The sequence below is a fragment of the Flavobacterium sp. 140616W15 genome, from assembly GCF_003668995.1.
GTDB lineage: Bacteria > Bacteroidota > Bacteroidia > Flavobacteriales > Flavobacteriaceae > Flavobacterium.
Genome location: NZ_CP033068.1, coordinates 2262426 through 2275731 on the forward strand (window position 1 = coordinate 2262426; position 13306 = coordinate 2275731).

Consider the following 13306-nt stretch of genomic DNA (forward strand, 5'->3'; position numbering starts at 1 on the left):
ATCTAATCTTTTTGGATAATCCCCATCATTTGCACTTGATTCCATTAAACTTTGCTCCCGATAGCTATCGGGATTGCCTTTTGCCTTATCTCCCAAAAAGTTTTGGACAAAAAAAAATCCTCATCAAATTCATGATGAGGATTCTAAAGAAAGGCGACGACATACTCTCCCACATAACTGCAGTACCATCTGCGCAGGCGGGCTTAACTACTCTGTTCGGGATGGGAAGAGGTGAGCCCCGCCGCAATAACCACCTTAAGGTCGTTAGTTGCTTTAGGCAACTTTTGTAATAAAAATTAAAAATTAACAATTGATAATTAATAATTAATAATTACAATAATATCTTAACACACTGAGATAAAGAAAAAATAATTTTTTAGAAAGTTTCTCCCCCGACTTGCGTCGGGGGAAAAGGCGTACATAAGCTTACGGATTATTAGTACTACTCGACTATGACATTACTGCCTTTACATCTATAGCCTATCAACGTGGTCATCTCCCACGATCCTTAAAAGAAATCTCATCTTGTGGTGGGTTTCGCGCTTATATGCTTTCAGCGCTTATCCCTTCCAAACGTAGCTACTCTGCGGTGCTCCTGGCGGAACAACAGATACACTAGAGGTTTGTCCAATTCGGTCCTCTCGTACTAGAATCAGATCCACTCAAATTTCTTGCGCCCACAGTAGATAGAGACCGAACTGTCTCACGACGTTCTGAACCCAGCTCGCGTGCCACTTTAATGGGCGAACAGCCCAACCCTTGGGACCTTCTCCAGCCCCAGGATGTGACGAGCCGACATCGAGGTGCCAAACCCCCCGTCGATATGAGCTCTTGGGGGAGATCAGCCTGTTATCCCCGGCGTACCTTTTATCCTTTGAGCGATGGCCCTTCCATGCGGAACCACCGGATCACTATGCTCTACTTTCGTACCTGATCGACCTGTATGTCTCTCAGTCAAGCTCCCTTATGCCATTGCACTCTACGCACGGTTACCAAGCGTACTGAGGGAACCTTTAGAAGCCTCCGTTACTCTTTTGGAGGCGACCACCCCAGTCAAACTACCCACCAAGCAATGTCCCCCGCAATAACGGGGTTAGGCCTCAGATAAACAAAGGGTTGTATTTCAACAATGACTCCACAACGCCTAGCGACGCCACTTCACAGTCTCCAACCTATCCTACACATCATTTATCCAAGGTCAATACTAAGCTATAGTAAAGGTGCACAGGGTCTTTTCGTCCCACTGCGGGTAAGCGGCATCTTCACCGCTACTACAATTTCACCGAGCTCATGGCTGAGACAGTGTCCAGATCGTTACACCATTCGTGCAGGTCGGAACTTACCCGACAAGGAATTTCGCTACCTTAGGACCGTTATAGTTACGGCCGCCGTTTACTGGGGCTTCAATTCAATGCTTCTCCGAAGATAACATCTCCTCTTAACCTTCCAGCACCGGGCAGGTGTCAGGCCCTATACTTCATCTTACGATTTTGCAGAGCCCTGTGTTTTTGATAAACAGTCGCCTGGACCTCTTCACTGCGGCCAGCATTGCTGCTGGCGACCTTTCTCCCGAAGTTACAGGTCTATTTTGCCTAATTCCTTAGCCATGAATCTCTCGAGCACCTTAGGATTCTCTCCTCAACTACCTGTGTCGGTTTACGGTACTGGTACTAATTACCTGAAGTTTAGAGGTTTTTCTTGGAAGCCCTTAGGCGCACTATCTCTTCAACCGAAGTCTCCGAGTACTATCGTATTTCCCCAAAATCTGTGGATTTGCCTGCAGATCTTATAGGTAGGTACTTCAACGAACTATTCCGTCAGTTCGCGGCGCTTTCATCACTCCGTCACCCCATCACAGTAATTAGTAGTACGGGAATATTAACCCGTTAGCCATCGACTGTCCCTTTCGGGTTCGCCTTAGGACCAGACTAACCCACAGCTGATTAGCATAGCTGTGGAAACCTTAGTTTTTCGGTGTGCGGGTTTCTCGCCCGCATTATCGTTACTTATGCCTACATTTTCTTTTCTAACCAGTCCAGCATGCCTTACGACACACCTTCAACCCTGTTAGAATGCTCCCCTACCACTTAGAGTAAACTCTAAATCCATAGCTTCGGTAATATGTTTATGCCCGATTATTATCCATGCTCGTCCGCTCGACTAGTGAGCTGTTACGCACTCTTTAAATGAATGGCTGCTTCCAAGCCAACATCCTAGCTGTCTGGGCAGACAAACCTCGTTCTTTCAACTTAACATATATTTGGGGACCTTAGCTGATGGTCTGGGTTCTTTCCCTCTCGGACTTGGACCTTAGCACCCAAGCCCTCACTGTTGCGAAACATTATATAGCATTCGGAGTTTGTCAGGAATTGGTAGGCGGTGAAGCCCCCGCATCCAATCAGTAGCTCTACCTCTATATAACTTTATGCACAACGCTGCACCTAAATGCATTTCGGGGAGTACGAGCTATTTCCGAGTTTGATTGGCCTTTCACCCCTACCCACAGGTCATCCGAAGACTTTTCAACGTCAACCGGTTCGGTCCTCCACTGTGTGTTACCACAGCTTCAACCTGCCCATGGGTAGATCACACGGTTTCGCGTCTAACACTACTGACTAAAGCGCCCTATTCAGACTCGCTTTCGCTACGGATCCGTGGCTTAACCACTTATCCTTGCCAGCAACGTTAACTCGTAGGCTCATTATGCAAAAGGCACGCCGTCACCCCACGAAAGGGCTCCGACCGCTTGTAAGCGTATGGTTTCAGGATCTATTTCACTCCGTTATTCACGGTTCTTTTCACCTTTCCCTCACGGTACTGGTTCACTATCGGTCTCTCAGGAGTATTTAGCCTTAGCGGATGGTCCCGCCAAATTCAGACAGGGTTTCACGTGCCCCGCCCTACTCAGGATACCACTATCATTTACACTCATTACCTATACGGGACTATCACCCTCTGTGGTTCTACTTTCCAGTAGATTCTAATTCTTTGCGCAACAAATATCGTGGTCCTACAACCCCAACATTGCCGTAACAACATTGGTTTGGGCTAATCCGCGTTCGCTCGCCACTACTTACGGAATCACTTTTGTTTTCTTCTCCTCCGCCTACTTAGATGTTTCAGTTCAGCGGGTTTGCCCACCTATCGGTGTACTATGTCTTCAACATAGTGGGTTGCCCCATTCAGGTATCTACGGATCAATTCGTGTGTGCCGATCCCCGTAGCTTTTCGCAGCTTATCACGCCTTTCATCGCCTCTGAGAGCCAAGGCATCCCCCATACGCCCTTATTTTGCTTATTGTACCAATCATAAATTAATATGACCGTTTTTTTTTGTTTTTATTATCGCTAATAAAAACGCTTTCTACTTTTTATTATTTTCTTATCTCAATATGTCAATGAACTTTTATCGCACCCAATTAAGGGATTGATCTGTGGAGAATAACGGAGTCGAACCGTTGACCTCCTGCGTGCAAGGCAGGCGCTCTAGCCAGCTGAGCTAATCCCCCATTTTTAAAATGATGATGAATTATGAGTTATGAATTCGCTCATAAATGCTCAACTTCTAAAATTTCCTTTTATTTAAGTTTAAATAGTAGTCCCGGGCAGACTCGAACTGCCGACCCCTACATTATCAGTGTAGTACTCTAACCAGCTGAGCTACGAGACTCTGTTTTTACTTAAATTTATTATTTGAACTAACAGCAGAGTAATATAATCTTTAGAGATGAACCTTTAAAATCTTTCGTCTTCTTTCCCTAACGTGCATTACTGCTAACATATAGGGCTCTAGAAAGGAGGTGTTCCAGCCGCACCTTCCGGTACGGCTACCTTGTTACGACTTAGCCCTAGTTACCAGTTTTACCCTAGGCAGCTCCTTGCGGTCACCGACTTCAGGCACCCCCAGCTTCCATGGCTTGACGGGCGGTGTGTACAAGGCCCGGGAACGTATTCACCGGATCATGGCTGATATCCGATTACTAGCGATTCCAGCTTCACGGAGTCGAGTTGCAGACTCCGATCCGAACTGTGACCGGTTTTATAGATTCGCTCCTGGTCGCCCAGTGGCTGCTCTCTGTACCGGCCATTGTAGCACGTGTGTAGCCCAAGGCGTAAGGGCCGTGATGATTTGACGTCATCCCCACCTTCCTCACAGTTTGCACTGGCAGTCTTGTTAGAGTTCCCGACATGACTCGCTGGCAACTAACAACAGGGGTTGCGCTCGTTATAGGACTTAACCTGACACCTCACGGCACGAGCTGACGACAACCATGCAGCACCTTGTAATTTGTCTTGCGAAAAATCTGTTTCCAAATCGGTCAAACTACATTTAAGCCTTGGTAAGGTTCCTCGCGTATCATCGAATTAAACCACATGCTCCACCGCTTGTGCGGGCCCCCGTCAATTCCTTTGAGTTTCATTCTTGCGAACGTACTCCCCAGGTGGGATACTTATCACTTTCGCTTAGCCACTGAGATTGCTCCCAACAGCTAGTATCCATCGTTTACGGCGTGGACTACCAGGGTATCTAATCCTGTTCGCTACCCACGCTTTCGTCCATCAGCGTCAATCAATTAGTAGTAACCTGCCTTCGCAATTGGTATTCCATGTAATCTCTAAGCATTTCACCGCTACACTACATATTCTAGTTACTTCCTAATAATTCAAGTTTAACAGTATCAATGGCCGTTCCACCGTTGAGCGATGGGCTTTCACCACTGACTTATTAAACCGCCTACGGACCCTTTAAACCCAATGATTCCGGATAACGCTTGGATCCTCCGTATTACCGCGGCTGCTGGCACGGAGTTAGCCGATCCTTATTCTTACAGTACCGTCAAGCTGGTTCACGAACCAGGGTTTCTTCCTGTATAAAAGCAGTTTACAATCCATAGGACCGTCATCCTGCACGCGGCATGGCTGGATCAGGCTTGCGCCCATTGTCCAATATTCCTCACTGCTGCCTCCCGTAGGAGTCTGGTCCGTGTCTCAGTACCAGTGTGGGGGATCTCCCTCTCAGGACCCCTACCCATCGTAGCCTTGGTAAGCCGTTACCTTACCAACTAGCTAATGGGACGCATGCTCATCTTTTACCGTTGTGACTTTAATTATAAAATGATGCCATTTAATAATACTATGAGGTATTAATCCAAATTTCTCTGGGCTATCCCTCTGTAAAAGGTAGATTGCATACGCGTTACGCACCCGTGCGCCGGTCTCTGCTTCCGAAGAAGCATACCCCTCGACTTGCATGTGTTAAGCCTGCCGCTAGCGTTCATCCTGAGCCAGGATCAAACTCTTCATCGTATATTTTTATATTATATTGCGACTAAGATTCTATCGGTTATATTCAAATCTTGCGATTCTATTACTCTTTATTCTTTGTTTCGAAATCTCTTTCGAAACGGCTGTCAATTCAATATGTCTAAGAACTTGTCTACTTATTTTGTATCGCTTGTTTCTCAAAGCGGGTGCAAAAGTAATGAACTCCTTTTTAACTGGCAAGATTTTTTTGAAGTTTTTTTTAAGAAATTTTATTTCTCGTTTTCTTCGTTTTTCTTAGCAGTATTTCAAGGAACTTCCGTTGTTTTATCTCACTTAACTCTTATCTAAAGAAGTGTTCGATGAACTTCGTTTGCGGGGTGCAAATGTAACTTTCGTTTTCCAAACTCACAAGCTTTTTTTAATCTTTTTTTTAGAAACTTTCGCTTCCAAATCCGATTGTTTTGCTTACCAGTGTGTCAGTGAACGTCTTGTTTGTTGCGGGTGCAAAACTACCACCTTTTTATAGATAAACAATACTTTTCGATCGCATTTTTGCGCTTATTTTGCGTTTATTTCTTAATGCATTGATAACTCATACCTTACTGCTTCGGTGTTTTTGGGTTTTCTAAGATTTTTCTACTTACTAAACTCTTCTTCTCTTGTTTTTGCTCGGTTTTGCTGGGATTTCGGGTTCTTGTTTCTCGCAGATTTGGCTGATTCAGCAGATTTCGAACTCCCTAGCCCTGATAAAAGAGGAAATCCTTAGCCTTTTTCCTTTAAAAAGGCTAAGATTGGAGCGGATAGCAGGAAAGTGCTCCCGAAAAAACTTCTCTTATATATTAATAACAGAATATTACTCCTATATATAGGATACAAAAAAAAGCGACTACTATATATAGTAGCCGCTTATAAATAACTTAATCTAGCAATGTGTTTATTCTACAATAAGTTTTTGAGTTGATGTCTTACCATCTTGCTCTACCTTTATTATATAAACTCCTGTTGGTAGGTTATGAATGTTTAATTCTTTGTTTTCTGTTTGGGCTGTGAAAACAATTTTTCCTCCCATATCAGATATTCTAATATTCTTTGTATTGGTAGACGTAGTTTGTACATATAGCTTTCCGTCTTTTACTGGATTTGGGTAAATAACAAATCCATCGATTTCATTTGTATTTACTCCCAACGTACAAACTGTTCCAGATACGTTTATTATACGAATAGCAATAGATTCATTTTGCAAAGCATCTTTTGCTGTATAAGTCAAAATATATTGACCTGGTGTATTTACATCAACTGTTCCCAATACTAAAACTCCTGCTGTAATATCTGCTTCTAAATTATCTTTGGCAGTATAACCTGCTTCGATATACGGACATCCTTTATCTAAAGAAACCACTGTATTACCTAAAAGTGTAATTATTGGTTTACTTCTCTCGATTGTTACTGTCCAATTTTCGATTGTACCATTTTGTGCCATTACATTATAAACTACAGGCAAAATATAATTTAATGTCGTAGCTCCGCTATTTTGTATGTAAGTCCCTATTCGCAATGTTGCCAAATTGGACACTTGAAAACTCGGAATCAATGCACTTAAATTAGCGTTGTTATTAACAAAAACTTTTACCGTTTTTGAAACTGGATCAATTATACTAGTTCCAACTTGATTTGCTACTGAGTATGCTATAAGATTTGCTTCTGTGTTATTTGCATCTAATGTTACTGTGTAATTTGTTTGAAATATCTTATTCTCTGAAATTACTGTAACTAGAAAACTATTTGTATAATCCGACACTACAGCTTTTGAGTTTAATTGTTTTACTCCATCTATATACAGCTCTGCACCTGGCGAAACAGTGAAATCTGCAATTAAATTTGATACATTAATTCCAGAAGAAACCACCTTAGTCGCATTATTACCTACTATATCTGTGTTGATATCTTGAACTAACTCTGGATTTGAAACAGTTTTAAAATTATAAGAGAGCAACTTACTTTCGCTGTTCAAATCAACATCTACTTTTATAGTATAGGTTTCAGAAATACCTGTATTAAAACCTATTCCTTCTACTTTTAGTGTAACAGGGTTTGTATAGTCATTTGGAGTAACACCGTTAACCTGTGTAACGTCATTTATTTTCGCAATACTTCTCATCCCTAAATTGTAATTGATGATTCCATTAGTTACATCTCCTCCATCATTTAATAACACAGAATAAGTTTTAGTCGCTGGATCATAAGATGACGAAAGTTGATTTACAAATTGAATGTTTTGCAATAAAACCGGAACATTCCAAAATTTACCTTCTCCTTGTCCATCTGTATCTGCATTTGTAACTACTGCCGTATTATCACTTATAGTACTATCAAAAACATATTGTTTATTTCCTTCAGAAAATGAATAATGTGCTAATAGCCCTGGTTCGTTACCTACATGTTTTGTCATCGCATTTACAATGATTGTAGCCTGATTACGAACTCCCGCCCAGATACGCACTTCATCTATATTACCGTTTAGACCACGAGCCAAGCCTGCATTATTACCTATGTAAACAGCAGCAGTTGTATTTGAACTAGCTGGACCTGCTGTACCTGTACTTGTAAAAGGAACTGAAACTCCATCTATATAAACTGTATAAACATTAGCTGAACTTACTGAATAGGCAATATGATGCCAAGTGTTTTGTTTAATGGTATATGCTCCTGTATTAATAACATAAGAACCCGTTGGCGTAGTTATAGAAATCACTAAACTATTTTCTTTATAAATAGATAAGCTACTATTGTTATGTATGAAAGCCAAGACAGTCCCTTTATCTAAAAGCCTTCCAAAAACTGATGGTTGCTTTTGATTAACCCAAGTCTCGAATGTATAGTTATTAGTAAGATTCAATGCTGGGGTAATATCTGTTTTTATAAAATCATTTATTCCATCAAAAGTTCCTGTTACGTTTGTTAAAAGGCTTGCAACATGTGAAAGCGTCACCGATTTTGAATCATTTGTAGCATCTGTATCTCCTACTAATTTTGTATACACATCGATTGTATAATCTGCAGGAATTCCTAAATTAGCTTTTGTTGCAAATATAAAATTAGCAGTTCCTCCTGCAGCAATTGTGCCAGTGAAATTTTCAACTACTTCGTTTGCTCCATTAATTTTGTATGCTACTGGGAAGTTTGTAATTGGTGTAGTCGAGTAATTACGAAGTAAAGCCGTAACTGAAACTGGTGCTTTACCTGGTTTAATTGGAGCAACAACTCTTTCAACACTAGCATCTGCTACCGTAAATGGCAATACGTTAACTGTATATTCTTCTACCTCAAAATCTGATCTTGAACTTGTAAGCCCATTAATAGTTGGTCCAAGGTTTACATTATAATATTCGTTAGGCGAACGATACATATGTACAATGCGCATAAGTTTTTCACCCGCAGTTGTACCTACCGGAATAGTTAAACCTCCAACTAAAGTTAAATTGTTTCTGAAATAATGTGTACTTGTTGTTGATGGAATCGCTGGTGATGTTGATGTATTCGTTGTATTTACCCAAAAATTCCCCGCATAAAACTCATCTGTTAAATTACCATCTCCATTTAAATCTATTACCATCATAGTAAATACTCCTACATTAGCAGTTTGATTTTGCGTGATAGGGGTATCTGTTTTTATTATTGTTACTTCTGGCTGATAAGTAAATCCTGCATATACTGGAATTTTTATACTTTTAAAATCTGAATACGCTGTAGTACTTGAAGTATTAATAACATCATTCCATTTTAGTTTAGATATTGCATATCCATCAGTATTGGTATGAATTGGTAAATCATTTTTGTTATATACTGTTTTCTCGATTACATCATTTGCACTATTATCATCTGCAAGATCGACACCACTTTTTATTATATATGTAGCATCAACAGTAGATAAATCTGCTTTGGCATCAAATGTGAAGCTTACAGTTGAATATGGTGCAATAGCTGCAATTGTTTCGATAGTTTTCGCTCCATTATTTACCTGATAAAATACTGGATAATTTGCTAGAGGAGCAGGTCCTAAATTACTAACTCTAATAGTTACATTATGTGCACTAGATTTTTTACCTATAACTTCTGGCGTTACTATAGAAACAATACTCGCATCATTTACAATTGGCTTGACTACACAAGTAATTGCTGCAACCCATCCTGCTTCAGTTACTCCACCATCTGAAGTAAACCTAAAAGTTAACTCTCCTCCTGTAGCTGTAGATATTAATGATGGTGGTAACGTATTTCCTGTAAAAGCCCCTATTAAAGTAGCTGCACTTGTTGCCCCATTATATACATACAAATAATCATAGTCTGCTTCAACATCAAAGGCACTAAAATCTACTTTAACGCTAGCACCTAGTGTAGCTGGCTTAAAAGTTATTGTTTGATTAAGGTTATCTGCATAATCTCCATAACGAGTTCCGCTATCTGTAAAAGTAGCAGCACAGGTTATTAAACTAGCAACTGATCCCATCGCTACATCTGAACCTGTATTATTAACCTTTTTTGTTAATGTATTATTATCTGAGACTAAATCACCTGGATAATTTACATTAGCTACTACTGTATACACACCTGGCACAGAAAAATCTGCTTTTTGAGTAAAATTATAAGTCACCTCGCTTAATGGACTAACTGGACCTGCAATTGTCTCTACAACTGCTACGGCGTTATTAATTTTATACGATACTGGAATATTACTAACAGCTACTGGAGAGTTATTGTAAACTTTTACTTGTACAGTTTCTGTAGTAGTAAATCCTGTGTTTGGTGTAAATGAATTTAATGCCAGATCGGTAGCTGTAGCTTCAAGAATTTCAACATTATCTATATAGATTGCACTATATACATTGCCACTATTTGTTGCTACAAAATCGTTATCACTTACTGTTTCGAAAGCCACACTAAATGTAGTTCCTGCATAAGCTGATAAGTCATAAGTTAATTCTTTATCACTATATGAAGCAGTTTCTCCATATACATCTTGATTTTCGTGGCTTAATACTGGAATTCCATTTACCGTAACTCTAAAAAGATTTTTATCAACTCCAGCCAGAGTCACATTGGCCCATTCTAAAAAAAATTTCAGCCTTAATGCTTTTCCTGCTAAACTAGTTGCATCGATATCGCAAAAAGTAACTTTTTTGATATAATCTGGATTATTAGTAAATGCCACATTAGTCTTTGGGCTTGTTACCCAAGGAGCCGAAGCTGTACCTTCTGATCCTGCCATTTTTACTCCATCTAAAAACTGAGCATTTACATACTCATATTTTACCTCTCCTGTACTTCCTTTAGAAAAAACATAATTTGTTGCTTTTCTATCAGTGAATTCCTCAAGGAATGGTAAACTAGCGGCGTTTAAAATTGGTTGAGAAACTGGCTCTACATTTACCGCACGAACTCGTTCGGAAACAATACCTGTTGCAATATCTACAGTACGAACAGAAAACCAGTTGTCATCACCTACCGCTACACCTACAAATGTATATGTAGGATCAGTAACTGTAGCTACAACATCAAACTTGTACCCGTTCATTTTTAATACCTCATATTTTGCTCCTGCAATAGGATCCCAATCCATTTTATAGGAAGAAACTCCACATGCCGCTGGTGCAATAACTAGATTTTTAGGTTCAGTTATAATATTAAAAATTTCTTTAGAAGCGACTACCTTAGTCCCTGCACTAATTCTTATTTTAGCATTAGCAACTATTCCTGCTGGAACTTTCCAAGCAAAATTTCTCGCTGCAGATGGAATATCTTTAGCTATTATTACATAATTCATCCCTCCATCTATTGAATATTCTAGAGTAAAGGGCTTTGGTTCTCCTTCATAATCCCAACGGATATATTCTGTGGATTCTGTATTGAATTTTTCGCCACCTATTGGATAGGTAAGAATTAATTCTGGAACTACATAATCATATACTACTGAAAACTCCTGAGTAGGAATTAGAGGTATCTTTGTACCAGTAACAATGATTTTATAAGTTCCTGGAGCTGGATTGTCTAAGGTTATTTGTTCGATATTATTCAAATTATCAACCCCTCTTGTTGCATTTGCGTTGGGTGTTGTTGAATTTAATACCCATGGTAAAGTAGTAACTCCATCTTTAACAATTTTAATATCTAAATCATTAACCTGAACTAAACCTGCACCTGGAGTTGCACCAGTATCTGAGTAAGCTAACATTACTTTTAACGTAACTAATCCTGCCGGAACTACAATATCTTTTTCATAAGTTGCTCCATTAGCTACTGATGCTGTGTAGAACATATTTTTATCAATAACCTTAACTGCTCTTAATCCGTTAAGATTACCAAATCCGTATTTATAATCTGGACCTGGATTACCAACATCTTTGGCTGTATTTGCTACCAAAGCTTTCATTAAGGATGCCAATGGTCTTGTACCATAGATATTTTTATATCTCTCATAAAGTAAAGCCACTGTTCCTGTTGTTCCTGGTGTCGCCATTGAGGTTCCACTCATAACCTGATATGAGTTGCTATAATCTAATGAGTACACATCGGTACCAACCGCAGCAATTTGTGGCACTAAACGCCCATCAAGTGTAGGGCCAAAACTACTATAACTACTAATTAAATCATTAGGATTATTAGCAGCAACGTGTAAAGCATTTTTTGAATTTTTTGTAGATGTATTAAATCCTCCTGGATATGCCGTTTGCGCATTTCCGTTAGAATAAATATTTAGAAGATAAGGATATGCTACTGTTACATCATCATCTCCACGATCTCCCGTATTATATCTAAACGTATTAAACCCTGAAGTAAGGTTTATTCCATAAGAATTTGATGTAATCTCTATATCATCTTGCTGAACAGATAATACTCTTTCTTGATAATTATTTAATCCATTAGATTGAGTATTAAAATTCCATCCATACATTTTTACCTCTGGAGCCATTCCTTTTGCTCTTGGGTCTAATAAACCTGCTCCTCCAATAGTTCCCGAAACATGTTCTCCATGAGATGAATTAGACTCGTATTCTTTTGCTATTACTCTTCCTGTATGATCTTTGTGTGGCTCAAGATTCCCATCCCAAACTCCTACTTTTACCCCTTTTCCTGTTAATCCATATCCTAGACCTGCTATAGCAGATCCTAAAACATTTGCTTTGTGCGAAGTCAAACCTGGAAGATTGTCACTCTCTACAGGTGGAGGAACTAATTCAATATTTTGAACCCAATTAAATTTGGCTATTTCTTCTAATTTTTCTTTAGAAACTTCTAAATAAATTTGATTAAAAAAAGGATCCTTTTTGATGTTTTTTACAAATGAATTGGCTAAATCTTGCGAAATCAATTCACTATCGGCTCCTTTAAAATAACTAACCACTACTTTTACATTATTCCCCTGTAAAGCATAATCTGGAATAATTTGATCTACAATCATTTGATCTAATTTATATTTTGGATCAATTGTAATTATGGTTCTTATATTATCAGACACATTCCCTTTACTATAAAAATCAGATTCGATTAAAGCATAGTAAGCATTATTTGACAAATAACTAAGTAATGTTACTCCTTGTCTTTTTAACTTTTGCTGCTCATCCTCAGATGGGATCTTTTTAAATTGTAACAAAGTATACTCCGTTTGAGGGCTTTGCTTTTTACTGGTACTATTTTTTCTTTCTTTAATCTGCTGTTTAAAATTAGCAGTCGTCACTATTTTATTCCCATTTATAGAAATAAAATAATCATTTTCAGGAATACTCTGTGCAGCCACTGAAATAATTAAAAACATCGCAATAAGACTAAGTATTTTTTTATTCATTTTACAAAAATATTTGATTAATAATAAGTTAAAAAAAAGCCACTAAAGAGTAAACCTACAAATAAATTCATAAAAAACAACGATAACAAAATTAGTTTGTTAAATAAATACATAAAAGCCACCAAACACAAGAGAAAAACAACAAAAAAAATATTTTCATTTTTAACAAAATCAAAAAAAAGTAAAATATTTAAAAAGCAAT

The 13306-nt window shown here is 38.8% G+C and carries 1 protein-coding gene, 2 tRNA genes and 3 rRNA genes; all 6 read right to left on the bottom strand.

What is annotated here, in order from left to right; genetic code table 11:
- Positions 1 to 148: 148 nt before the first annotated feature.
- Positions 149 to 258, bottom strand: a 5S ribosomal RNA gene (gene rrf / locus EAG11_RS09710).
- 158 nt (positions 259 to 416) lie between these two features.
- A 23S ribosomal RNA gene (locus tag EAG11_RS09715) occupies positions 417 to 3300 on the bottom strand.
- 134 nt (positions 3301 to 3434) lie between these two features.
- A tRNA-Ala gene (locus EAG11_RS09720) sits at positions 3435 to 3508 on the bottom strand.
- Between the two features lie 87 nt (positions 3509 to 3595).
- Positions 3596 to 3669: transfer RNA gene (locus tag EAG11_RS09725), tRNA-Ile, on the bottom strand.
- Positions 3670 to 3792: 123 nt separating this feature from the next.
- Positions 3793 to 5306, bottom strand: a 16S ribosomal RNA gene (locus tag EAG11_RS09730).
- The 16S, 23S and 5S rRNA genes sit together here with 2 tRNA genes alongside, the layout of an rRNA operon.
- A gap of 892 nt (positions 5307 to 6198) precedes the next feature.
- Positions 6199 to 13104 carry a S8 family serine peptidase gene (locus EAG11_RS09735; protein WP_129539015.1) on the bottom strand — a complete coding sequence of 2302 codons (6906 nt, stop codon included), beginning with the start codon at positions 13102 to 13104 and terminating at the stop codon, positions 6199 to 6201.
- Positions 13105 to 13306: the final 202 nt, after the last annotated feature.